The sequence below is a fragment of the Acidilutibacter cellobiosedens genome (assembly GCF_004103715.1).
Classification (GTDB): domain Bacteria; phylum Bacillota; class Clostridia; order Tissierellales; family Acidilutibacteraceae; genus Acidilutibacter; species Acidilutibacter cellobiosedens.
On record NZ_CP035282.1, the window covers coordinates 2881070 to 2904903 of the forward strand.

The 23834-nt window shown below is 34.9% G+C and carries 23 protein-coding genes and 2 riboswitches; of the genes, 4 read left to right on the forward strand and 19 right to left on the reverse strand.

The window, feature by feature from the left end; all coding sequences use genetic code 11:
- Window positions 1–25: 25 nt before the first annotated feature.
- The 4 genes from fabG to EQM13_RS13855 are packed head-to-tail and all read right to left on the reverse strand — an operon-like array spanning window position 26 to window position 3688.
- On the reverse strand, window positions 26–769 hold the full coding sequence (gene fabG / locus EQM13_RS13840) for a 3-oxoacyl-[acyl-carrier-protein] reductase (RefSeq protein WP_128753006.1): 744 nt from the start codon (window positions 767–769) through the stop codon (window positions 26–28).
- 1 nt (window position 770) lies between these two features.
- A complete protein-coding gene (gene fabD, locus EQM13_RS13845) occupies window positions 771–1724 on the reverse strand; it encodes an ACP S-malonyltransferase (protein WP_128753007.1) in 954 nt (317 codons plus the stop codon).
- 3 nt (window positions 1725–1727) lie between these two features.
- Window positions 1728–2678, reverse strand: coding sequence for an enoyl-[acyl-carrier-protein] reductase FabK (gene fabK, locus EQM13_RS13850; RefSeq protein WP_128753008.1), 951 nt, complete (start codon window positions 2676–2678; stop codon window positions 1728–1730).
- A gap of 14 nt (window positions 2679–2692) precedes the next feature.
- Window positions 2693–3688: a beta-ketoacyl-ACP synthase III gene (locus EQM13_RS13855; protein WP_114219817.1), complete on the reverse strand. Its 996-nt coding sequence runs from the start codon at window positions 3686–3688 to the stop codon at window positions 2693–2695.
- 186 nt (window positions 3689–3874) lie between these two features.
- Here EQM13_RS13855 and fabZ point away from each other — a divergent pair, with 186 nt between their 5' ends.
- A complete protein-coding gene (fabZ, locus tag EQM13_RS13860; RefSeq protein ID WP_128753009.1) occupies window positions 3875–4306 on the forward strand; it encodes a 3-hydroxyacyl-ACP dehydratase FabZ in 432 nt (143 codons plus the stop codon).
- 135 nt (window positions 4307–4441) lie between these two features.
- Here fabZ and nagA read toward each other — a convergent pair whose 3' ends face one another.
- The 6 genes from nagA to EQM13_RS13890 all read right to left on the reverse strand — a co-directional run bounded on the left by nagA (window position 4442) and on the right by EQM13_RS13890 (window position 11011).
- Entirely contained in the window at window positions 4442–5566 is a 1125-nt protein-coding gene (nagA, locus tag EQM13_RS13865; RefSeq protein WP_128753010.1) for an N-acetylglucosamine-6-phosphate deacetylase, read from the reverse strand.
- A 45-nt stretch (window positions 5567–5611) separates the two neighbouring features.
- Window positions 5612–6034, reverse strand: a complete 423-nt coding sequence (locus tag EQM13_RS13870; protein WP_128753011.1) for a PTS sugar transporter subunit IIA — start codon at window positions 6032–6034, stop codon at window positions 5612–5614.
- Between the two features lie 31 nt (window positions 6035–6065).
- The gene (locus EQM13_RS13875) at window positions 6066–6872 is read right to left on the reverse strand and encodes a PTS system mannose/fructose/sorbose family transporter subunit IID (protein ID WP_128753012.1); all 807 of its coding nucleotides are present in this window, start codon (window positions 6870–6872) and stop codon (window positions 6066–6068) included.
- Window positions 6859–7623 (reverse strand): PTS N-acetylgalactosamine transporter subunit IIC, encoded by a 765-nt coding sequence (gene agaW / locus EQM13_RS13880; protein ID WP_128753013.1) that lies wholly within the window; start codon window positions 7621–7623, stop codon window positions 6859–6861. The genes EQM13_RS13875 and agaW overlap by 14 nt, the downstream gene beginning before the upstream one ends.
- Window positions 7623–8105: a PTS system mannose/fructose/N-acetylgalactosamine-transporter subunit IIB gene (locus EQM13_RS13885; RefSeq protein WP_128753014.1), complete on the reverse strand. Its 483-nt coding sequence runs from the start codon at window positions 8103–8105 to the stop codon at window positions 7623–7625. The genes agaW and EQM13_RS13885 overlap by 1 nt, the downstream gene beginning before the upstream one ends.
- A gap of 149 nt (window positions 8106–8254) precedes the next feature.
- The gene (locus EQM13_RS13890; RefSeq protein ID WP_128753015.1) at window positions 8255–11011 is read right to left on the reverse strand and encodes a sigma 54-interacting transcriptional regulator; all 2757 of its coding nucleotides are present in this window, start codon (window positions 11009–11011) and stop codon (window positions 8255–8257) included.
- Window positions 11012–11240: 229 nt separating this feature from the next.
- Window positions 11241–11352, forward strand: a riboswitch (SAM riboswitch).
- A gap of 98 nt (window positions 11353–11450) precedes the next feature.
- Here EQM13_RS13890 and EQM13_RS13895 point away from each other — a divergent pair.
- Both EQM13_RS13895 and EQM13_RS18755 read left to right on the forward strand, forming a co-directional pair.
- Entirely contained in the window at window positions 11451–12353 is a 903-nt protein-coding gene (locus EQM13_RS13895; RefSeq protein WP_240662938.1) for a M20 family metallopeptidase, read from the forward strand.
- A 78-nt stretch (window positions 12354–12431) separates the two neighbouring features.
- Entirely contained in the window at window positions 12432–12656 is a 225-nt protein-coding gene (locus tag EQM13_RS18755; protein ID WP_240662939.1) for a hypothetical protein, read from the forward strand.
- A gap of 214 nt (window positions 12657–12870) precedes the next feature.
- Here EQM13_RS18755 and cysK read toward each other — a convergent pair whose 3' ends face one another.
- The 3 genes from cysK to EQM13_RS13910 all read right to left on the reverse strand — a co-directional run bounded on the left by cysK (window position 12871) and on the right by EQM13_RS13910 (window position 17145).
- Window positions 12871–13788, reverse strand: a complete 918-nt coding sequence (cysK, locus tag EQM13_RS13900) for a cysteine synthase A (protein ID WP_128753016.1) — start codon at window positions 13786–13788, stop codon at window positions 12871–12873.
- A 583-nt stretch (window positions 13789–14371) separates the two neighbouring features.
- Window positions 14372–16024 (reverse strand): cobalamin B12-binding domain-containing protein, encoded by a 1653-nt coding sequence (locus tag EQM13_RS13905; protein WP_128753017.1) that lies wholly within the window; start codon window positions 16022–16024, stop codon window positions 14372–14374.
- Window positions 16024–17145, reverse strand: a complete 1122-nt coding sequence (locus tag EQM13_RS13910) for an NAD/NADP-dependent octopine/nopaline dehydrogenase family protein (RefSeq protein WP_071140883.1) — start codon at window positions 17143–17145, stop codon at window positions 16024–16026. Before EQM13_RS13910 ends, EQM13_RS13905 begins: the two co-directional genes overlap by 1 nt.
- A gap of 211 nt (window positions 17146–17356) precedes the next feature.
- Window positions 17357–17487: riboswitch (cyclic di-AMP (ydaO/yuaA leader) on the reverse strand.
- 511 nt (window positions 17488–17998) lie between these two features.
- Here EQM13_RS13910 and EQM13_RS13915 point away from each other — a divergent pair.
- Entirely contained in the window at window positions 17999–19276 is a 1278-nt protein-coding gene (locus EQM13_RS13915; protein ID WP_128753018.1) for an L-cysteine desulfidase family protein, read from the forward strand.
- 159 nt (window positions 19277–19435) lie between these two features.
- Here EQM13_RS13915 and EQM13_RS13920 read toward each other — a convergent pair whose 3' ends face one another.
- From EQM13_RS13920 to buk, 6 genes are read right to left on the reverse strand one after another with little or no spacing between them, the layout of a single operon-like run.
- A complete protein-coding gene (locus EQM13_RS13920; RefSeq protein ID WP_114218473.1) occupies window positions 19436–19993 on the reverse strand; it encodes a 2-oxoacid:acceptor oxidoreductase family protein in 558 nt (185 codons plus the stop codon).
- Window positions 19993–20742 carry a thiamine pyrophosphate-dependent enzyme gene (locus EQM13_RS13925; RefSeq protein WP_071140880.1) on the reverse strand — a complete coding sequence of 250 codons (750 nt, stop codon included), beginning with the start codon at window positions 20740–20742 and terminating at the stop codon, window positions 19993–19995. The genes EQM13_RS13920 and EQM13_RS13925 overlap by 1 nt, the downstream gene beginning before the upstream one ends.
- Window positions 20742–21803, reverse strand: a complete 1062-nt coding sequence (locus tag EQM13_RS13930; protein WP_114218471.1) for a 3-methyl-2-oxobutanoate dehydrogenase subunit VorB — start codon at window positions 21801–21803, stop codon at window positions 20742–20744. Before EQM13_RS13930 ends, EQM13_RS13925 begins: the two co-directional genes overlap by 1 nt.
- Window positions 21804–21823: 20 nt before the next feature.
- Window positions 21824–22051: a 4Fe-4S dicluster domain-containing protein gene (locus tag EQM13_RS13935; RefSeq protein WP_128753019.1), complete on the reverse strand. Its 228-nt coding sequence runs from the start codon at window positions 22049–22051 to the stop codon at window positions 21824–21826.
- A gap of 18 nt (window positions 22052–22069) precedes the next feature.
- A complete protein-coding gene (locus tag EQM13_RS13940; RefSeq protein WP_114218470.1) occupies window positions 22070–22744 on the reverse strand; it encodes an ATP-binding protein in 675 nt (224 codons plus the stop codon).
- Between the two features lie 13 nt (window positions 22745–22757).
- The gene (gene buk / locus EQM13_RS13945) at window positions 22758–23834 is read right to left on the reverse strand and encodes a butyrate kinase (RefSeq protein ID WP_128753020.1); all 1077 of its coding nucleotides are present in this window, start codon (window positions 23832–23834) and stop codon (window positions 22758–22760) included.

Genomic DNA, 23834 nt, shown 5'->3' on the forward strand with positions numbered 1-23834 from the left:
TTCCTCCTTCATATCAATTATGCTTTTACATTACCATTCCGCCATCCACATTTATTACCTGACCGGTAATATAGCTGGCTTCCCTACTGCACAGAAACAAAACTGCATTAGCAATGTCTTCCGGTTCGGCACATCTTTTCAGAGGTATTGAATCAATCATCTTTTTCTTCACATCATCTTTTAAAATTTCAGTCATATCCGTTTTTACAAATCCCGGTGCGACAGCATTAACCCTTATTCCTCTGCCTCCCAATTCTTTCGCAACAGTTTTTGTAAAACCTATAATACCGGCTTTAGAAGCACTGTAATTACTTTGTCCGGCATTACCCGTCAATCCAACTACAGACGCAATATTTACAATTATTCCAGACTTTTGTCGTATCATGCTCTTTGACACCGCCTTTGTAACAAGATATGTTCCTCTCAGGTTAGTATTGATAACTGAATCCCAATCCTCCGATTTCATCCTCACTAAAAGACCATCTTTTGTAATTCCTGCGTTGTTTATCAATATGTCTACAGAGTCAAATTGTTTTAGTACCAATTCAACCATATTTTTTACATCTTTCTCTTCTGAAATATCCGCTTTTACAGCTATTCCTTTCACTTCAAATTTCTTTATCTCATCTATCACCTCCTTTGCTTTATCATCATTAGAGATATATGTTATTGCCACATTTACGCCATTTCGTGCAAGTCCCAAAGCTATCGATCTTCCGATTCCTCTTGTACCTCCTGTAACTACAGCATTTCTGCCATTAATAGTCAAACTAATACCTCCTTTTGTTAAAAAAATCACACAATTCGTTATATTCCTCTATATTACTGACATTATAAGCATTTACCTCTACATTTTCATACTTTGCTATTCTCTTTACAAAGCCTGTCAAGCTTTTCCCAGGTCCCATCTCTACAAAAGTATCTGTTCCTTCTTTTAACATAAAAGATATGGTATCAGTCCACAAAACCGGACTGCTTACCTGTTTTATAAGATTTGGAATTATAGATTCTCTTTTAACAGGTTTTGCATCCACATTAGCAATGACTTCTTTTTTCAATGGGAAAATATCTATATTTTTTAATTCATCTTTTAACTTTTCTCCGGCAGGTTCCAGCAATTTGCAATGAAAAGGTGCACTTACACGCAAAATAACAGCTTTTTTAGCTCCAAGTTTTTTTGCCTTATCACACGCCACATTCAAAGGGCGAATTTCTCCCGAAATAACTATTTGTTCAGGACTGTTATAATTAGCTACTTCAACTACTCCATACTGCCTTGATTCTTCAATTGCTTTAAGAACACCTTCTTTATCTAATCCCAATATTGCAGCCATGCCTCCCTTTCCTTCCGGAACTGCTTCCTGCATATACTTTCCTCTTTTTTTAACAACTTTTACTGCATCTGAGAAACTAATAGATTCGGCTTTTACTAAAGAAGAATATTCTCCTAAGCTTAAACCTGCTGTATAATCACAGTCAATCCCCATTTTCTCTACAGCTCTTAATATTGCAATGCTGGTTGTAAGAATAGCAGGTTGAGTATTTTCGGTTTTTTTTAATTCATCTTCGTCTCCCTCAAAACACAGAGAACTTAAACCCATATTGAGAGATTCATCTGCCTCGTCAAAGACTTCCCTGGAAACAGAAAATCTTTCATAAAAATCTTTTCCCATTCCTACATATTGTGCTCCTTGCCCGGGAAATATAAAAGCAGCTTTCCCCATCTTTTATTCCTCCCCATTTCTCTTTAATAACATATTTAGCTGTTCTTCAGCTTCTCTAACTATGTCTTCAATTATCCCTTGACATGGTTTTATATCATGTATCATTCCCGCTATTTGTCCGGCCATTAAAGAACCGTTTGGAATATCTCCATCAACCACTGCTTTTCTAAGTCTACCTACGCCTAAATTTTCCAATTTTTCAAAGGGAACCCCTTCTTTTTCAAGTTTTAAATATTCCTTTGCAAATTTATTTTTCAATACTCTTACAGGATATCCTGTACTTCTTCCCGTAACTATAGCATCTCTGTCCTTGGCTTTCAGTATTGCTTCTTTATAATTTTCATGGGTACTGCATTCTGTAGAACATACAAATCTTGTTCCCATTTGGATACCTTCGGCACCTAAACTTAAAGCTGCCAGAAATCCCCTTCCGTCAGCTATTCCTCCCGCCGCAATTACCGGAATATCTACTGCATCTATTACTTGGGGAACAAGACACATAGTAGTCTGTTCTCCAATATGCCCACCTGCTTCCGTACCTTCCGCTATCAGTGCATCTACTCCCTCTTTTTCCAGCCTTTTAGCTAAAGCCACCGAAGGAACTACAGGTAAAACTTTTATTCCATATTCTTTAAATTTTCTTATATATTTTCCCGGATTTCCTGCTCCGGTGGTCACAACAGGAACTCTTTCTTCACAAACCAATTCTATTATATCCTCGGCAGAAGGAGACATAAGCATTATATTAACTCCAAATGGCTTGTCCGTTATTTCCTTAGTTTTTCTTATCTCTTCACGAATTACATCCTTAGGTGCGTTCCCTGCCGCTATGATTCCAAGTCCTCCTCCGTTTGATACCGCTCCTGCTAAACTATGAGTAGCAACCCATGCCATTCCTCCCTGTATAATAGGATATTTTATATTTAAAATTTCACATACTCTCGTATTAAACAAAATAAACACCCCTTTTATTTAGACCATTTTAAAATTACGGAAGCCCAAGTAAGTCCCGCTCCAAAAGCAACCAAAAGAACTATGTCATCCTTCTTAATTAATCCTTTGGATACAGCTTCATCAATGGCTACAGGAATTGATGCGGAAGACATATTGCCATATTTATTTAAGTTTATAAACACCTTTTCTTTTGGTACCTTAAGTCTTTTGGCAACAGACTCTATAATCCTTATATTAGCTTGATGAGGAATAAGAAAATCAATATCATCTAAGGACATTTCTGCATCATTTAACGTATCAAGAGCAACTTTTTCCATAGATCTCACCGCAAATTTAAACACTTCTCCTCCATTCATATGTACTGTATGAAGTTTTTTCTGAACAGTTTCAATACTTGCGGGCATCCTTGAACCGCCTGCAGGCTGAGTCAAGAAATGGCCATTTGCTCCGTCTGCCCCTAAATTATAAGCAAGAATTCCCTTGCCTTCTTCACATCTTTGAAGAATACATGCTCCTGCTCCATCTCCAAAAAGAACACACGTACTTCTGTCAGTCCAATTAAGAACTCTTGAAAGTATTTCAGCTCCAATAACCAATACAGTTTTACAAGCTCCTGTCTTAATAAAATTTGAACCTATAGCAAGTCCATATAAAAATCCTGAACAACCTACAGAAATGTCAAAGGCAGCTGCATTTTTCAGCCCCAAATTTTTCTGGACTAAACATGCCGTGGAAGGATATGCCATATCAGACGTAACTGTTGCTATAATTACAAGATCAACATCTTCAGGTTCAACACCCGCATCTTTCATTGCCTTTTGAGCGGCAAAAGTACACAAATCAGATGTTGCCATGCTTTTATCGGCGATTCTTCTCGATTCAATTCCAGTTCTTGTCCTTATCCATTCATCAGATGTATCCACCATCTTTTCCAAATCAAAATTTGTAAGTGTCGTTTCAGGCACATAGCTTCCTACTCCCGAAATTCCAACGGGATACAAAGTATTCAAAATATGCACCTCCAATTTATGTTTAATTTAAATATTTGAATTAAGATATATTTTATAATATAATTTAATTGTTAAGTTTACATATAAACCTTTAAAGGATATTATAGATATTTTATATCAGTGGAGATATAATATCAATATTTTTCTTTCTCTTTTTCCAAAATATAGTATAATGAGGTGTTCTTAATGAAAAATGTATTGAATGTAACTGAAATAAAAAATATCATCCCTCACAGATATCCTTTTCTGCTTGTCGACAAAGTAGAAATAATAGAGGAGGGTGTGAAAGGAATTGGATATAAAAATATTACCATTAATGAATATTTTTTTCAAGGCCATTTTCCTGAATATCCTGTAATGCCCGGTGTACTCATAATAGAGGCAATGGCTCAAACAGGAGCTGTAGTTATATTAAGCCAAGAAAATTTTAAAGGAAAGACCCCGTTTCTTGCAGGATTAAATAAAGTTAAATTTAGAAAAAAAGTTGTCCCCGGAGATACACTATTAATGACAGTAGAAATTTCCAAACTGAGAGGATCAATAGGCGTAGGAAAGGGTAAAGCAGAAGTTGACGGGCAAATAGTTTGTGAAGCGGAATTTTTGTTTGCCATAGGATAAAAAAACTCCTATTGAAACTCATTTTACGGAAAATCTACAGCAAGGAAATTATAATTTCCCTACGGATTATAAAATCTCCTGCTTAGAGCTAAAGGCAAAGTTCTAAGCAGGAGATTTTTAAAAATTTATCTTCTGTTATAAAATTATTTCTTGTCCGGATATAAAGGTTTTACGGACTTTAAAAGAACTGTCCACAAAATTAAAATCAGCGTCGAATCCTTTCTCAATTTTACCTTTTTTTATCTTCATATGTGTTCCGCAATTTGTAGAAGTCATTTTTACAGCATCAGGTATACCTAACCCTAATTTGACAATTATTGTTTTGAAATGATCCGCCACATCTCTTGTGCTGCCATACAGTACTCCGTTTTTTAGATAAATTGCTCCGTCCTTTATTATATAATCTTCAGTTTCCCTGTCAGAAGAATCATGCCCAAACTTAATATCTCCATCAGATACTGCCATAATTTTGTCTGTCCCTTTTGATTTAATTAATATTTTCATTGCTTCTTCGCTAACATGGACACAATCCATTATAAGTTCACAATATATATCATCACTAAGAATTGCCGCCCCCATGATGCCTGGTTCTCTATGTTCATACGCTCTCATTGCATTATACATATGAGTTACCTGAGTAGCCCCTTCTTCGATACCTCTCATGGCCTGTTTATAAGTTGCCATAGAATGACCCAATGAAACTACTATTCCTGCTTCTGCAAATTTATTTATTGCCTCATAAGCTCCCTCTAATTCCGGAGATATTGTTATTATCTTTATAACATCAGCCCCTGCATCAATTAATTCTTCTACTTCTTCGGGAGTTACTACCTGTCTAAGCTTTTTTTCATCCATAGCACCTTTTTTTTCTAAACTTAAGAATGGTCCTTCAAGATGAATTCCTAAAAAACAAGCTCCTAAATAATCGGAACCAAAAGCCTTTCTACATTCTTCAAACATCCTAAAATATTCTTGATTGCTTTCAGGTCCAATGGTCACATAAAAACCGGTAACACCTCTACTGGCATAGTCAATCGCCATTTGCTTCAATTCATATGCATCATAGCCATTGGCTCCGTGGCAGTCAATAAATCCTGGGATTAAATAATAATTAGAAGCATCTATTATCTCATTATTTTTAGATTCTTTCTCCTTTAGTTGCCCCACATATTTAATAATACCATCTTCTATGAGGACATCATTATCCTTCGTCATTATACCATTAAAAGGTATTTGAGCATTTTTTATTATTTTCCTCATATTATTTAGGCTTCACTCCTTTTTATAAAATTTTGGTTTGCTGCTTTAATTAAGGTTGTTAATGTTCCTGCTTTTTTCTGCGATTGATTTTTTGTCAAAAACCTGAACAGCGTTCTTCCCTACATTTGTTATCTGCTCGACTAATTCTTTTAACGGCATTACTTCTCTTTTAATAATCGATTCTATTATCATCGAAATATTGGTTCCGGTTACAACATATACATTGTCATATTTCATGCCTAAAATAGTAGATATCCTAAATGGAGTACCGCCGATAATATCCGTAAATATTAATGTACCTTCCTTTGAGCTTTTAATAATATCTTCTATTTTGTTTGAATATATCTCTAAATCTATATTATTAAATTCAACTTTTATAATATCTTTCTGAATACCCATTATAAAATTTATTCCGTCCAACATTCCATCGGAAAATCTGCCATGACCTGTAATTATCAGTTTTACCATTATATATCTCCATTCTATAGTCCCTTATTTTCTAAAAAATTCCAAAGTACTTAGTAACTATTCCAAACACTATAATAATTCCAAATATATAAGACGGCTTTAATCCTTTTTTCAGAAGCCAATAAACTAAAAAAGTAAAAGCCAATGGAATCATATTAGGCATAATTTTATCCAAAACATCTTCCTGCAATTTTATTGATACTTTACCTGCGTTTATCACAAGAGGTGTACTCATGCTTACATATGAAGCAATCAACGCTCCCAGTACTGTAAGACCAACAATGGAAGCCAATTTAGAAAGTTGCTTTGTCCCAGTTCTAAGCTTCGACAACGCACTTAATCCTTTTCTATAACCGTATCCTATTCCTCCAAATTGGAGTACAAAATGCAGTACATTAAACAAAACAAGGGATAATATTGGCCCCGCAATATTACCTTGTATAGCAAGAGAAGCTCCTAACCCTTGACAAATGGGAAATATCGTAAGCCATATAAGAGCATCTCCTATTCCTGCAAAAGGTCCCATTAGAGCATACTTAACGCCTCGTATGGCTTCCCTGTCTTCACCCTTTTCTTCCATAGCTGCTATAACACCCGCAACAGGAGTAACCACAAAGGGATTTATATTAAAGAACTCTAAATGATCCTTCAATGCGGATTTTAATTTCTCCGGGTTGTTTTTATAAATTTTCCTTAGAGCCGGCATTAAAATATATTCCCATCCTCCCGCCTGCATTCTTTCAAAAGAAAAAGAGGATTGAAGGAAAAAAGATCTCCATGCCATATTATTTAAATCTTTTTTTGTTAATAAACCTTTTTCATTATTAGATTCCGTCATTTGAAATAACCCCCTTATCTCCATCATCATCCGATCTTCCGTTATAGTAAGTATAAGCCGCTATTATAACCGCTATAATTGCAACACCTATTATAGATAATTTAAAATAAGTTACCAGCACAAATCCCAGAAACATAAAATAAACCAAATCCCTTTTCAGCATTATTTTAAGCAATATGGCAAAACCTACGGCCGGCATCATTCCTCCGGCTACCTGAAGACCATCAAGGATTACGGCAGGTATGGAATCGATCACCGCCTTAGCTGTACTTGCCCCAAAATATAAAGGCAAAAAAGCAATTAAGAAAAAGAAAGTAAACATTGGAATCATTCCGGCAAGGTTCATTAGTTCTATACCTTTCGTATCGCCTTTTTCAGCATATTTATCAGCTTTATGAATAAATCCGGCATTTGCGGTATATATTAAATTGCTGATGGCCTGAACGGCTATAGAAAATGGTACAGCTATTCCGATTGCAACTTTAGCATCAACATTCGTCAGTATTGCAAAGGAAGTTCCCAATATTCCTCCAATGACACTGTTTGGAGGCTGCGCTCCTCCTATTGCCATTACTCCCAGGAATACCAATTCCAAAGTACCCCCAACAATTAATCCTTTTTGAACATCCCCAAGAATCAGCCCAATTATTGCCCCAGTCGCAAGAGGCCTATAAATCTGTAGATTACCATTATCACTATCCAAACCGCATATCCCCGAATATATGGATATTAACAGTACTTTTAATAACATCATTCCGCCTCCTTTATTAATTTCATCATATCGGTTCCGTTTTCAGTCGGTACCCTTTTAGCTTCACATTTAATGCCCATCTCTCCCAACTTTTTAAAAGCCTTGATATCTTCTTCATCAACTGAAATAGCAGAAGATATTTGTTTTTTACCTTCCTTGAAATGCATATTCCCGACATTTACTTCTTTAATAGGAATACCTCCTTTAATAAGCTTAATAATGATGCTTACATCTCTTACTATTAAAAAAATATTTTGGTTCGGTCCCGCCTTTGGCAGTTTCTTAATAGCTTCTTCAATACTAAAATAACGAGTACCTACTCCGTGAGGAGCAGCCATATCCAGCAGCAGCTGCTGAGTCTTATCTCCACAAACCTTGTCGTCAACTACTACTATTAAATTAGCATTGACCTCCGAACACCAGGATACAGCAACCTGTCCGTGTATAAGCCTGTTATCAATTCTTGTCAATACAATTGGCATATTTTCATCTCCTTTTGGTATTTATCTACCGCAAAATTCATACCAACCAGTGTAACATATAAATATAATAAAAAAACAAATAAAAAAAGGTGCCTCAATTCAATATTAGACACCTTTAAACTGTAGTATTTCAATATTTACTCAACTTTTTATAACTTTAAATCACTTATTTTTAAATTAATTATATCATAAATATAGGCAATCTCTGATACAGGTATTTCTATTTTGTAAACATCGGCTATGACACTAAAAGATTCATCAACATAATTTATAAACTGTCCATGACACTGTTTAAATTCATCCAGCCCTTTATATGACATTATGGGTTCCTTCATCACCAATCTTTCTATAAGACAGCTTATATGGATATACAAACTTATCTTTAAATCATTGGTGAAATACTTTTTTAGTCTTCGCTCAAGATCATTTATTATAATTTCAACCTGATCGATTATTTTGTTGGAATTTAATATAGTTATATTTTCTATAACATTTTGCAGTGAAAATAATTTTACTATAGCCTGATTAATCTTCTCTACATCTTCTTTACCTGCAATATTTTTTAGTGCCTTTTTAAGAGCACTGTAGCCTTTGCTGAGTATTAAATCTTCCAAAGACAAATACTGAATCTCTTGAATCCCTGGATTAATCGTCCCTATTATCAATTTTACTTCATATTCCTTAAATATTTTATCTTCGGTTCCATTTCCTTTAAGTTTATTATAGTCATAGGCAATTATTTCTATATTGTTATCCATGAGGCATTTGGCAAATAAATCCCTTATTTTTACCGCGACTCCTATTCCGGTCATACAAGTCACGATTATGGCATCTTTTTTGTTTCTGTTATATTTAATAAATTTATACCTATTATTATTTTCAGCTACAGATTCCGATACAACTTTTTCTAATTCTTCTCCTCTTATTATCTTGTTGCCTACTCCTATGGCCAATTGAGTAGTAATATTGTTCACAATCCCTATATCTCCATTTACAATATCCCCAATGGATCTGTATATTTCCTCCAAAGAACCCATATCCACCAATATAATAACCCCTGAAGACGTATTTATGCCCTTTAGATAACTGCATATTTTATGCATAATCTCTTGAATAGACATTTCTATAGGCATATCAAAAGCTTCAAAAATAAACTGCCTCAGAAGCCTGTTTGCAACGCTTGCAATACTGCTCGCTGTAGAATATCCGTGAGAAATAATTACAGCGGTAATATTTTCCCCGTTATTTTCTTGGTTAAATGTATTTATATATAATGTAAAATAAATTAATATTAATCTGTCGGTTTTCATATCAAGATTAACCTCAATAAGTCCTGTCATCTTTTTTGCAATTAAAAATTCCTTTGGGAAAACATCTTCTATAATATTCAAAGCAGCCTCAAAGTCATAGTTACCTTCGAGTTTTTTTGTAATACCATCATACATTATATTTATCAAATATGTAAAAACGATGGATGCATTGCCGTAATATCTGATTCCATATAAGTTCTCCATAATTTTCAAAATATTCTGTATAACCTTCTTAGTTTCATTATAAAAAACAGTGTCATTATAATTTTCTATATCTTCAAATATAATTTTATCTAAAACTTTATCTATGGTTGTCGTCATTTTTTTCTTGAAATTCCGTATATCGGTTTTATTATTCTTATAATCCCGAATAGAATCAAGCAGTACCTCTGTTTCTTTATTTATCGTGGAATCTTCAAATATATCATTGGGGGCATAATCTTTAGGTATATCTTTAGATACAAACATGCTGCTGAATATACTTCCTGTTAAAATAAAATCAACTTTGGTCTTAATTTCTGCAGGTAAATCGTATAAATGTATTTTCAATATCTTAACACTGTCCATTACATATGCACCATAAGCCGACGCACAACTGTATTTGATTGCATTCTTCAGTTTTCCTATATTTCCCGATATATTGATCTTTAATAAAACATCCATCACCTGTTTACTGACAACAATATCTATTCCGATATTTTTTGATTCTTCCTGATAAAAATTGTATATCATCTGCAATTTTTCCTGAACAGGCCTTCTGAACAAATCCGGTATGCTTACAACTAAAGGTATACGACGTAAAAATGTGTTAATAAGACTCAAAGACGGTTCTTCCGTCGTAGCAAAGATAAATCTAACCTTTGATGACCTCCAATTGTTAGACTCTCCTAATCTTCTGAATATTCCTTTATCAAGAAATAAAAAAAGTTTCTCCTGTCCTTCCGGAGTCAGCCTATGAACTTCATCTAAAAACAAATAACCTCCATTAGCTTCCTCCAACAACCCTATTTTATCCTTATCAGCACCTGTAAAAGCACCTTTCACAAAACCAAATAAATTTGCCGACAACAATTCCGGATTGTCTGCATATTCTGCACAATTAAATATGACATAAGGAGCATCTTCGGCTATTATTTTGTTATTCTTTGCATATTCATATATAACTTGTGCCATAAAACTTTTACCTGTACCGCTATTTCCTATAAGAAGCAGGGGAAGACCGTCAGGAGGATATGTAGCAGCCGACTTGCACATTTTGACCTGTTCTCTAAGACTTCCATGACTTCCTATTATCTTGTCAAAGGGATCGTATTTTTCAACTGCCGTTCCTCTTCCGATTTCCACATGACCAATCGTTTTCTGCAATATAGAATTATTTTCATAGGCATCCCTGTCTATGAAATAAACAGGTCTCGTATTAATTTTTATTGCTTTGCCTTCCATATACAATTCATTCAGCAAATGACTTGCAACATTTCTTTTGATATTTAATTCTTTTGATATTTCGCTGGCAGTTACACCTCTCTTTTTGTTATTACACAAATCTAAAGACATAACTTTTAAAAAATTATATACTTTATCCTTGTTCCTTTTCATACTTATCTTATTCTCCTTCTTTGCTAAACATTAAATTTTATATTTTAACGTTTAGCTGCCACATAAAATTGTACTTAAAATATTTCTTATTATTTTGTTATTTAATCCATTATACCCTATTTAAGCCTTATATGCTATAAAGTAAAGTGACGATGGATTATAAAAAAATTTGTTGACATTTTTAAATAATGCTTGTATAATTCATTATTAATAATTGAATATGAAAAACTTCTTATCCAGAGAGGTGGAGGGACTGGCCCTATGAAACTTCGGCAGCGGATTCTTTTCATTAGAGAATGCTGTGCCAATTCCAGCAAGCTTTATAGCTTGGAAGATAAGAAGAGCGAATGTATCATCTTTTGATATAAACCTCTTCTTACTTTAAATTAAGAAGAGGTTTTTCATTTTCATAATATGTCAGAAGAAGGTGATGCTTAAAATGTCAGAAGAAATAAAACAAAAGATTTTAAAAGATGTAGAATCCAATAGTTCTAAGTATATTTCCATAAGTCATGAGATTCACGATCACCCTGAAATAGGAAATGAGGAAATCTTGGCCAGTAATCTATTAACACAGCTTTTAATATCAGAAGGTTTTTGCGTAGAAAAAAATGTAGCAGGTCATCCCACAGGATTTATTGCAAAAAAGGAATCTTCTCATTTATCGGGGCCTACCATTGGATTTTTAGCCGAATATGATGCACTTCCTAAATTAGGTCATGCTTGCGGCCATAACATCATAGGAGTCAGTAGTGCCGCGGCAGCAATTGCTTTAGGAAAAGTATTGGACGAAACGGGAGGAAAAGTTGTAGTTTTAGGCACTCCTGCCGAGGAAGGAGGAAATAACGGAAGTGCCAAAGGAAGTTTTGTAAAGCATAATCTATTGAAAGGAATCGATGCTTGTTTAATGGTTCATCCCGGAAATAAAACATATACTACAGGAAAATCTCTTGCGGTAAATCCCCTTGATTTTGAATTCATAGGAAAATCCGCTCATGCATCAGCAGCTCCCGAAAAGGGGATTAATGCCTTAGATGGAGTTATACTTTTATTTAATGGGATAAATGCTCTGCGTCAGCATGTAACAAGTGATGTAAGAATTCATGGAATAATTACCCATGGTGGAGATGCGCCTAATATTATACCTGAATATGCCAAAGCCCGCTTTTTCATAAGAGCAGATACAAAAATTAAATGCGACAAAGTCACTCAAAGAATAAAAGGCATTGCTAATGGTGCCGCTCTTGCTACCGGAGCAAAGGTAAATATTATTGAATTTCAAAATTCAGTTGATAATATTCTGCCTAATAAAAAATTTGACGATGTTTTTAAAGAAATCTGAGAATCCTTTGGTTTAGATATTCATTCGCCGGAAAATAAAGCCAGTGGATCCAGTGATGTTGGAAATATCAGTCACGTAGTGCCAACTATTCAGCCTTCAGTTAAAATAGGTCCTGACAATTTAGTAGGACATACAATAGAATTTAGGGAAGCCGCTCGTTCAAAGGATGGTGACAGAGCCCTCTTATTAGGAGCTAAAACATTGGCTTTAACAGGATTAAAATTAATTTTAAATAAAAAATTGTTGAAAGAAATTAAAGACGAGTTTGAATATCAATTAAAGAATGAAGCTAATGAATTTTAACAATTTAATTTTGTAACATATTTAAAATTGTAAGTTTCTTTTTTAATATAAATTAACTCCTCCAAATTTTTTGAAACTCATCTTACGGAAAATCCAAATTAGGATAAATGGAATTTTCATATAGTTAAAAAAATAATACGGATTTTAAAAAATCCGTATTATTTTTTAGTTTTGTAAATTTTATGATAATAATACTTCAACAAATAAATTGATTTTAGCTAAATATTCCCGTACTTAAATATCTCTCTCCATTATCCGGAGCAATAGCCAATACAGTTTTGCCTTTTCCTAATTTCTTTGCCCATTGTAGTGCTGCATAGACCGCTGCTCCCGATGAAATTCCTACAAGTATCCCTTCTTCCCTTGCCAGTTGTCTTGTAGTTTCAATGGCATCTTCATTAAATACCGTATTTATATCATCCAATAAATCAAGGTCCAGTATACTTGGAACAAAGTTAGCTCCTATTCCTTGTATTTTATGAGGACCTGCTTTTCCTTCAGACAATAAAGGTGAAGATTTTGGCTCTACGCCTACTATTTTCACATTACTGTTCTTCTCCTTTAGAACCTTCCCTACTCCTGTAACTGTGCCTCCTGTACCTATACCTGCAATAAATACATCTATGTTACTCCCCAGATCTTTGAGTATTTCTTGAGCTGTGGTTTCAATATGGGAAAGAGTATTATTTTCATTGCCAAACTGATAAGGTATATAATAATTTGAATTTTGCTTTGCAAGTTCTTCTGCTTTATCTACTGCTCCCTTCATCCCGTTTGAGCCAGGAGTTAAAACAACCTCTGCTCCAAAAGCTTTGAATAAATTTCTTCTTTCTATACTCATAGTTTCCGGCATAACAAGAATAACTTTATATCCCTTTGCAGCACCTACCATGGCAAGACCTACTCCGGTATTTCCGCTTGTTGGTTCCACTATTACATATCCTTTTTTTAACTTTCCCTCTTCTTCAGCTTTTTCAATCATATATAGTGCTGGCCTATCTTTAACACTTCCACCCGGATTAAAATATTCAAGTTTTACATATATATCCGCATAATCTTTCCCTACCAATTTGTTTAATTTGACGATAGGTGTGTTGCCTATTAGCTCTAATACATTTGTTGCAACTGTCATTTAAATCCCTCCAAATTAATATTTTAATACTAAATTTATGCCCTTTAAGCTTTTTTATAACCCATAGAAAAATCCTGTTTACCTTAATATAGATTTTTCGTAAAATGGGTTTTAAGAAAGGTTTCCTTAATATATTAATGTCTCAATGGAAGCCTTTCTTCATTCACAAAATATTATTATTTTATGAATTACTAAAAAGCATTAAATTTATTGAAACAAAAAAACTTCTGTCTCCGAAATAAACAATTTCAGAGGCAGAAGTTTTGCTTCCACGGTCCCACTCTGTTTAGATGAACAAACATCCATCTTTAAATCCGGCACTTTCATGCCTTATCTCTATAACGGAAGAATTCCGTAACAGTCTACTTTCCCTACGGTTTCGACTTAACACTCCCAAGAGCACTTTTGATATGTCCAACTATAGAGTTCTCTCACCGCCTGAACTCCTCTCTGTATATCTTTCATATCATACTTTCCTTGATCATAGCGTTTAAAATTTAATTCATACTAAATTACTATACATTCATAATAATTCATATTCAAAAAAAAGTCAATAGTTTATTTTAAAACTCTATAGCTATTTTTATGAAATATTTATTTCATAATCAATATCTCCGGCCATTATTCTTTCAATTCTCTCTCCTTCAGTAATTACCCTGTTCAATTTCTCATCAAAGGGGTACATTCCTCCATTTACAATTCTTGTAGTTAATTTCCCGCATGCAGCACTATTTCCTTTTAAATGAGGTGCATCAAGAATACCTATTTTAACCGCTTCTTCAAGAATAACAGGATCTGTTAGAGGATCTTTTGAACTGTTAGATAGACTCTTAATGGAATTTATTATTATGCTGCCGTCTTTTATAAGCTGAGCCTTCCTTCTCTGAACATCTATATCGTCAACCATATTTATATCTCCCAAGAATATATTTTTCAAAACTCCCCTAACTATCATACAGGATTCTATTATATCATCTGCTGTTGCCGCATGATGAGCTTCACAATATCCTACTACGTGGTATATATGAGGTTTTATAGCCATAGATAGATAAGCAGATGATGCCAACTGTCCTTTTGCCTGGTATAGATTAGTAGGAAAACTTGCGAGGCCGGCTCTCGCTTGACGGTAAACCCTAAAATTCTCGTCTTCTAAGTTTTCAATAAGCTCTATCATTGCTAACATCTTGGCTAAGTCCATCTTAGGAGATATTGATGCAGGAACGTTAAACATATATTGTGAAATATAATCTTTTACTCCCATTTTCTTTGCATTATAGGCTGCCAAATAAGCCGTAGCCACTCCTACAGCATCATGAGCATCTCTCAAACTCCAATGATGAGATTCGTTTGCCTCTACAGGTATATTTCTCTGGCCATGCCACTTCATAACTTTTTGATTTTCCCTTATTGCTTCTTTTATTTTTCTGGGTCCTCTTTTATCTAACTCACTGTACCAGAACAAGGGGACAGCACACCAGGCATTATGAATAGTTTCCTGAAGCATTTCACTGTACTTGATCAAATTTTTTGTTCCGCTATAACATCTCATCAGAGGATAATTCCCCTTCTGAGCTGCTTCATATAACTTCGAGAAATCTTCTTTTGTCCTTAGCGGAACTCCTCCTGCTCCATCTAACCTCGAATCCATTTTGTCCTGGTCAAAAAAGTATTCCTGAGCATTTTGGTCCGGAGCAATGGATATTACATCCAGAACCTTTGAATCCGATATTTTATCAATAGCTCTGACAGTTTCCTCAACCGATGAAAGTCCTATATGATGTCTTAGTACAGGATATGGATATTTCCAATTAATCCTTGATATTAAATCTCTGGGATACGTTTCCTCCACTCTTAATTTTTTATTTCTCAAAATGGATATTACTTCGTCTACGTCTTCACCTCCATAAAATACTTTCTTAAATATACCACTTTTTTCGGCTACCTTCCCTGTCGGTTCCGTTCCCCCAAAGAGCCATATCTTATCTTTCAAATCTGATTTCTCCAATTTCTCTTTTAACTCATTTAGAATAGCTTCCAAAGGCTCCGGACTTAATCTATAGCTTAACCCTATTACATCCGGATCGGAACATTTTACATTTTCAATCACATCATCAATAGGTAAAGATATTCCCATAAAATCTACTTCATATCCTTCCCTCTCCGCTAAAGCAGAAAAGTTCATTACACCGGCTACATGCACACAATTTCCTATTGTACAAAGAGACATTTTTTTCATTAGGCAACCACTCCTTCTTTATTATCTAATAATTTTCCCGTTCTGGCCAAATGGTGTATTTGAAATTTATCCAGTCCTTCCAATCCCAATTTTTTAACTGTTCTTCCCTCTTCCCAGAAATTTTTTCCGGTAATTATTTCTGAAAGAACTATAATTGAATCTATTGCCGGAGTCTCTATATCTAATTGCTTTGCTAAAGATGACATGGGAACAAGACTACAAGGAACATCTTCGTAAATATATCTGATATTAAGACCTTTAGGAGATTTAAGCCCTTTATAGGCCGGATTATTTTGAACAGCATCATATAAGGTATCTCCTTTTGAGCCATAAGTTTCATATAGCCAGTCTTTTGCAGACATAGTATCTATGTTTAACTTATCAGCTATTTCCATTCTCTCTTTATCCATCCGTTCAATAAACCTTCCTACAGATGGAGTTATTCCTTCAGTATAATAATCAAACGTTATGCCTCTTTCTATATGACCGCTATTTAATAAAGTAGGTGCCGGATGAAATATGGCTCCAAAATTATTTAAGCTTGTTTCCATTACATCCTTGGCAGGTATGAATTGAGAAAATATGGGTGAAATTTTTGAAATTACTTCTTCGGTTCTGCTCGCAGGTATGGCTGATAAAGATACCTCTTTTTTGCTTTTGAATATATGAACTTCATTGTTTCCGGTTATCCTGCATGCATATATAAGGGATTGAGCTTCTGCTACGACTACATCTTGAGCAGTGCATTCGGAATTTCTGATATTTTCATATACTTCTAATGCTCCCCCTGTTCTTCCCGGATTCAATATTATAATCTGTTCATCCTCTAAGTAAGGTGCTATGTTTTGAGAAATAAATTTGTGACCTACAGCAGGAACCGTAACCATAATTATATCCGTATTCTCTATAGCTTCCCTTATATTATCAGTAACTTTGTTTAACCGTCCGCAACCTTCTATCTCACCGGTTAAATGTATAATTGGATTCTTGATTAATGACATTATATTTTCTTCAGTTCTATTATATAAATTTACCTCATATCCTTTCATAGCAATATATCCGGCTATTGCTATGCCCCCATTTCCTGCTCCTAACACTGAATATCGTATTTTTTTATTCATGCAATTTCCTCCTTTAAATTTATTTTCTGTCATAATCTAAACTGGTATTTACTTATAAAGGGCTCTTATTAAAAAGTCATATATTGAGGAAACCTTTCTTGGAAATCCATTTTATGAAAAGTTCACATTAAGGTAATTTAAGATTTTCCTATGGGTTGTAAAACATGAGGGAAAATTAAAAGACTATGGAAGCATAGTCTTTATATAAGAATTACTTCCCCTTTAGTGCTTACGAGGTTAGCTGTCGGATTCGGGCAAAAGGGCTTGCCCTACCATATGGATTCACCCCATTTAATTGGTTCCCCCGCTTCTCTGAATTTCAGAATTAAGCAAATATTAAATTTATTGTTAAAATGTTAACTAATGCCCTATAAAATTTATTATTTTAATAAAAATAATAATCAATATCATTAAAATCATTTGGAAAAAATTGAAAAATATTTAAGTTAAAAAAAATAATATCACAAATTAGTAATACTTAAATTATTAAAATTAGAAAATTTACAAGATATAATATAAGGTATAAATATATAAGAAAAGTCTTTAAATAAATAGCAGTAAAAGTTAACAAATTTATCTTATTAGATATATTATATACTAAATTAATTAATTTTGCAATTATTTTATTAAAAAAATTACCAAATTTTTCGAACTATTTACTTACAGTATTTATACAATTTATTATTTGGACTGCCGCTTCGAAATCAGGAAATTTTCAACAAAAAATTAATAGATTTTTAAACAAGTGGAGTGATATAATGATAGATGAAAAATATTGTAAAGTAAAAGTCAAAAAAATTTATTGAAAATGTTACGAAAACCTTTTCAATAAAATATAAATCAGGGGGTACTTATGAAAAAAGATGATGCTCAATATAAATCCTATTTAAAAGTTTTACGGGAAGAATTAGTGCCGGCTATGGGCTGCACAGAACCGATTTCCATCGCCTATGCAGCCGCAAAGGCAATGGAACTTTTGGGAAAACTACCCGAACAATGTAGAATAGAAGTCAGCGGAAACATAATCAAAAATGTAAAAAGTGTTGTTGTCCCAAATACTAACGGTTTAAAGGGAATCGAAGCTTCTGTTGCCGCGGGAATAATAGCAGGGGATGCGTCTAAGAAATTAGAGGTACTATCCAATATTACAAAAGAAATGAAACCCAAAATCCGCGAATATCTCTTAAGTCACCCTATTGCCGTAGTGCCAGCAGATAACGATATGATTTTTTATATTGATATTATATTGCAAAATGGCGACCAATGGAGTGAAGTCATTATTGAAGGATATCATACTAATATTACTCAAATGAAATTAAATGGAAAAGTACTATTTCAAGCTGAAAGAACAGAAAATCCCGATAATAATTTTTCTAATCAAGGGCTTTTAAACATAAAAGATATCGTTAAATTTGCTAATATTGCCGATATTGAAGATTTCAGAGAACCTATAGGCCGACAAATTGCTTATAACAGTACTATTTCTGAAGAAGGACTGAAACATAATTGGGGAGCTAATGTCGGAAAAACAATATTAAAAACCTACGGTACAAATATTGCCATGAGAGCAAAAGCTGCCGCTGCGGCAGGATCCGATGCTCGTATGGGGGGTTGCGAAAAACCGGTAATTATCGTGTCTGGGAGCGGAAATCAAGGGATAACGGCAGTTCTTCCGGTAATAGAATATGCAAAAGAGCTTAATGTATCAGAGGATAAATTATATCGTGCTGTGGCACTTTCCGATTTAGTTACAATTTATCAGAAAACGGGTATAGGAAGACTGTCTGCTTTTTGCGGAGCTGTCTGTGCAGGGTGCGGTTCAGGTGCAGGAATCGCATATCTTCATGGAGGAGGTTACAAAGAAATAGCTCATACTATTGTTAATGCCCTCGCTATCGTATCGGGAATCGTATGTGATGGGGCAAAGCCGTCATGTGCTGCTAAGATTGCTGCATCTGTAGATGCAGGGATATTGGGCTACGAAATGTATAAAAACGGTCAGCAATTTCGAAGCGGAGACGGAATCGTTACAAAGGGAGTAGACAATACAATTTCCAATGTGGGGCGAATGGCCAGAGAAGGCATGAAAAGCACCGATAAAGAAATTTTAAAAATCATGACGGGACATTAATAAACTAAGAAAACCTTTTTTTAAACCCATTTTAGGTCAACTATAAATCAAGGTAAACGGATAATACCAGTCAATTTCTAATTTACAGAAAAAAGGGAGCATCTCTAACCACTTATTCGGCAGTTCTGCGACACTCCCTTTCTTTTTTATTTTATACTATTATACTAATACCTTTCTTTGATTCTTCACAGCCTCGGCACCTTTTTCCAGAGCTTCTTTATTTAATGGAATAAACTTAGCCTTTCTTTCTCCAAATACTTTTGTAAAAGCCTTTAAAACAGATTCTACCTTTACTGCATTTGTTATTTCCAAGTAAGCACCCAGCATAACCATATTTGAAACTTTATCATTCCCCAGACTGTTGGCAATTTCGTTTGCCGGAATATAATATACGTCTATGTCATTTCTTGATGATTTCCTGTCAATAAGGGATGAATCTATAAATAATTTTCCATTTGGCAATACATCCTTTTCAAATTTATCTAAGGATGGTTTATTCATTATTATTGCCGAATCAGATTCTACTACTAACGGTGAGCCTATGGCTTCGCCGCTTATTATTACACTACAGTTTGCCGTGCCTCCACGCATTTCAGGTCCATAAGAAGGAAGCCAGGAAACATTATAATTTTCTATCATACCCGCATAAGTTAAAAGCTGACCGATTGCCATTACTCCCTGTCCGCCAAATCCCGCTACAACCAATCTTTCTTCCATTATTTTTCCACCTCCTCTGGAGTTCTAAAGTTGCCTAAAGGATAATAAGGTATCATATTATCTTCAAGCCATTTCATTGCATCCGCAGGAGAATACCCCCAGTTAGTAGGACAGGTAGAAAGAACCTCTACAATTCCAAACCCTTTTCTGTCTATTTGAGTCTGGAAACATTTCTTTATGGCTTTTTTTGCATTTCTTATATGTGCAGGACTATTAACGGCCACTCTTTCTACAAACTGCGCTCCATGTATTGTCGCAAGCATCTCCGCTATCCTTATTGGTCTTCCGCAAAGGGCTTCGTCTCTTCCATAAGGTGCCGTAGTCGCTTTTTGGCCGACCAATGTAGTAGGAGCCATTTGTCCTCCTGTCATTCCATAAATGGCATTATTAATAAATATAGTTGAAATTTTCTCCCCTCTATGAGCGGCATGAACTATCTCTGCTGTTCCTATAGATGCCAAATCCCCGTCACCCTGATAGGTGAATACGAATTTATCCGGTTGAATTCTTTTTATTCCAGTAGCTACAGCAGGTGCTCTTCCATGAGCCGCTTCTTGCATATCACAGTTAAAATAGTTATATGCCAATACAGAACAACCTACCGGTGCCACTCCTATGGCATTATCCAATACTCCCAGTTCTTCAAGACATTCGGCCACCAGCCTATGAACTATTCCATGGGTACATCCGGGACAGTAATGGGTTGGGACGTCAGTTAATCCTCTTGTTTTGCTAAATACTATTGCCATTACTTTTCACCTCCCATAATTTTTTTCACTTGATCTACCATTTCATTTGGTGTAGGCACCATTCCTCCAGTTCTTCCATAGAAATAAACAGGGAACTTTCCTTCTACTGCAATTTTTACGTCATCCAGCATCTGTCCTGTATTCATCTCTATTGTTAATATACCTTTACATTTACTGTTAATCTTTTTAAATTCATCATAAGGATAGGGCCATAAGGTTATAGGCCTGATAAGCCCAACCTTAAATCCTTCTTTTTCAAGTTTTGCTATTGCTGTTTTGGCAATCCTTGAAGTTGTTCCATAAGCGGCAATTACTACGTCTGCATCCTCTATATTATATGACTCTACTTTTACTTCATTCTGTTTTATAATGGCATATTTTTTCTGAATTTCATTGTTATGCTTTTCCAATGCTTCGGCTGCCAGATACAGAGAATTAATAATATTAGGTTTTCTCTTACCTCCTGTACCTGTAGTTGTCCAATCCTTCTTTGGCAATTCTCTCTTTTTAGGAGTTTTAAACTCGACTGGTTCCATCATTTGTCCAATCATTCCATCACCCAGAACCATTACAGGATTTCTGTACTGATCTGCTATATCAAATCCTTCTATTACCAAATCAACTAATTCCTGAATATTTGAAGGGGCAAGAACCACCAATCTGTAGTCTCCATTTCCGCCTCCTCTTGTAGCCTGAAAATAATCGGTCTGAGAAGGTTGAATACTTCCAAGTCCCGGACCGCCTCTCATCATGTTCACTATTAAGCATGGAAGTTCAGCTCCCGCAATATATGAAATTCCTTCCTGTTTAAGAGAAATCCCCGGACTTGAAGATGAGGTCATAACCCTTGCTCCGGATCCTGCTGCCCCATAAACCATATTAATTGCAGCTATCTCGCTTTCTGCTTGTAAAAACACTCCTCCTACTTTTGGTAATTCTCTTGACATATATTCAGGTAACTCACTTTGAGGCGTTATAGGATATCCGAAAAAATACTTACAATTGGCTTTGATAGCTGCAGCGCCAACAGCTTCATTTCCTTTCATGAGAACTTTCGCCATAATTAACCCTCCTTAAATTATTATTCTGTAAATCGTTCTACTGTAATAACAACATCAGGACATATTGTCGCGCAATTTGCACAACCTATACACTTGTCCATTTCTTTCACTGTTGCTGGGTGATAACCCTTCGAGTTAATTTTTTCCTTATCAAGTAATACGATTTTCATCGGACAGACGGTCGTACAAAGCCCGCAACCTTTGCAAATGTTTTCCTTGAATATCACTTTCCCTTTAACTTTTGCCATTTTGACCCCTCCTTTAATTTAAACCATCCATTCTTCCCTCATATATAAATCCATAGGGAATATTTCACCCTTCATATCTTTAGGTAAAAGGGCTGCAACATTTTTAATTACTGATATATATTTAATTGGTATATCCAATTTTTCCGATACCTCCAATGCTACTTTTTGACCTCTAAGTAAATCATCAACAGTTGTACTTTTAAGCATATGGGTATTATTGACTAAGGCTGTAACCTTTATCCTTGCCATATTTTCTATTCTTTTTAAATATTCTATAGCCTTATCGGCGGTACTCGTTTCCTGTCTGTTGGCATTAAGTATATAAAACATATCATATTTCCCATTTACAAAAAACTCCTCATATCTTCCCAGAACTCTTGCTCCTGCCGGATCTCCTCCTAAATCCAAAACTACATCGTAGCTTTCATCCTCAAGGGGAGCATATACCTCCCCTGATATGGCGGGAATATCCACAGCAGGGGCGTTTATTGAACTCGAAATCACCTTTATGCCCATATTCTCTAAAAGCGAAGATTTTTCTCTGCTTCTAAAATATAAATTGATTACATCTAAGTCAACTAATGCGACTTTTCTCTTTATTTTAGCAAGTTCTACCGCATAGTTAACACTGAATTCCGTTTTTCCGCTACCATAATGACCTGTAACTATTCTTATCCTTTTATCATCTAACATAACAGATCAGCTCCTACTTATATACTTTTGCCATTTCTTCTCCCCTCAACACTCTTAGTCCGCCTAAAGCCAGAGCATCTAATTCATCTTCTCCCGGATATACATATACTTTGCTTATAAATTTAACTCTCTCCTCTATCAAAGCAGTAAAATCACTATCATGAGCAATTCCTCCGGTAAGTAATATTCCGTCAACTTCTCCTTTCAAAACTGCCGCACATGCTCCTATATCCTTCGCGACTTGATACGCCATAGCGTTATATATCAGCTCGGCCTTCTTATCTCCTTTTTCAATCATTTTTTTCACTTCTCTTACATCCTGGGTTCCTAAATATGATACAATTCCGCCTTTGCCTTTAATCATTTTCTTCATATCACTGTGGCTGTATTTCCCCGAATAACAAAGTTTAACCAGGTCTCCTACAGGAAGTCCTCCCGATCTTTCAGGTGAAAAAGCCCCGTCTCCATAAAGAGCATTGAATACATCTATTATTTTACCATTTTTATGAGCGCCTACCGATATTCCCCCACCTAAATGAGCTATAATCAAATTTGCCTCTTCATACTTTTTACCGTTTTCTTTAGCCCATTTACGTGCAATAGCTTTGTGATTTAAAGCATGAACTATACTTCTCCTCTTAATTTCCGCCAATCCGGATATCCTTGCTATATCCTCCATTTCATCCACTGTTACCGGGTCTACGACATAGGAAGGTACTCCTATCTCCGTTCCTATTTCCTTTGCAATTATTCCTCCCAGATTAGAGGCATGGTCTCCCTGAACTCCCACTTTTAAGTCTTCAATCATAGCTTCGTTTATTTCATAAGTCCCGCCTTCAACAGGTTTTAACATTCCACCTCTTCCTACAATGCAATCCAAAGATTTCAAAGGTATGTTGTTCTTCTTTAAAGTTTCAACTATTATATCCCTTCTGAAAGCATATTGATCGTAAGTTCTTTCATATTTTGAAATTTCCTCTGTTGAATGTCTTAAAACTTCCTCAAATAACAATTTTTCATCTTGAAAAACCCCAATTTTAGTAGATGTAGAACCGGGATTAATAACTAAAATTTTAAATTCTTTTTTCAT

Excerpts from the sequence above, each read along its gene's own strand:
- fabD (WP_128753007.1), bottom strand. The coding sequence starts at position 1,724 with ATGGGGAAAGCTGCTTTTATATTTCCCGGGCAAGGAGCACAATATGTA.
- fabZ (WP_128753009.1), top strand. The coding sequence starts at position 3,875 with ATGAAAAATGTATTGAATGTAACTGAAATAAAAAATATCATCCCTCAC.
- nagA (WP_128753010.1), bottom strand. The coding sequence starts at position 5,566 with ATGAGGAAAATAATAAAAAATGCTCAAATACCTTTTAATGGTATAATG.
- EQM13_RS13870 (WP_128753011.1), bottom strand. The coding sequence starts at position 6,034 with ATGGTAAAACTGATAATTACAGGTCATGGCAGATTTTCCGATGGAATG.
- EQM13_RS13875 (WP_128753012.1), bottom strand. The coding sequence starts at position 6,872 with ATGACGGAATCTAATAATGAAAAAGGTTTATTAACAAAAAAAGATTTA.
- agaW (WP_128753013.1), bottom strand. The coding sequence starts at position 7,623 with ATGTTATTAAAAGTACTGTTAATATCCATATATTCGGGGATATGCGGT.
- EQM13_RS13885 (WP_128753014.1), bottom strand. The coding sequence starts at position 8,105 with ATGCCAATTGTATTGACAAGAATTGATAACAGGCTTATACACGGACAG.
- EQM13_RS13890 (WP_128753015.1), bottom strand. The coding sequence starts at position 11,011 with ATGAAAAGGAACAAGGATAAAGTATATAATTTTTTAAAAGTTATGTCT.
- EQM13_RS13895 (WP_240662938.1), top strand. The coding sequence starts at position 11,451 with ATGTCAGAAGAAATAAAACAAAAGATTTTAAAAGATGTAGAATCCAAT.
- cysK (WP_128753016.1), bottom strand. The coding sequence starts at position 13,788 with ATGACAGTTGCAACAAATGTATTAGAGCTAATAGGCAACACACCTATC.
- EQM13_RS13905 (WP_128753017.1), bottom strand. The coding sequence starts at position 16,024 with ATGAAAAAAATGTCTCTTTGTACAATAGGAAATTGTGTGCATGTAGCC.
- EQM13_RS13910 (WP_071140883.1), bottom strand. The coding sequence starts at position 17,145 with ATGAATAAAAAAATACGATATTCAGTGTTAGGAGCAGGAAATGGGGGC.
- EQM13_RS13915 (WP_128753018.1), top strand. The coding sequence starts at position 17,999 with ATGAAAAAAGATGATGCTCAATATAAATCCTATTTAAAAGTTTTACGG.
- EQM13_RS13920 (WP_114218473.1), bottom strand. The coding sequence starts at position 19,993 with ATGGAAGAAAGATTGGTTGTAGCGGGATTTGGCGGACAGGGAGTAATG.
- EQM13_RS13925 (WP_071140880.1), bottom strand. The coding sequence starts at position 20,742 with ATGGCAATAGTATTTAGCAAAACAAGAGGATTAACTGACGTCCCAACC.
- EQM13_RS13930 (WP_114218471.1), bottom strand. The coding sequence starts at position 21,803 with ATGGCGAAAGTTCTCATGAAAGGAAATGAAGCTGTTGGCGCTGCAGCT.
- EQM13_RS13935 (WP_128753019.1), bottom strand. The coding sequence starts at position 22,051 with ATGGCAAAAGTTAAAGGGAAAGTGATATTCAAGGAAAACATTTGCAAA.
- EQM13_RS13940 (WP_114218470.1), bottom strand. The coding sequence starts at position 22,744 with ATGTTAGATGATAAAAGGATAAGAATAGTTACAGGTCATTATGGTAGC.
- buk (WP_128753020.1), bottom strand. The coding sequence starts at position 23,834 with ATGAAAAAAGAATTTAAAATTTTAGTTATTAATCCCGGTTCTACATCT.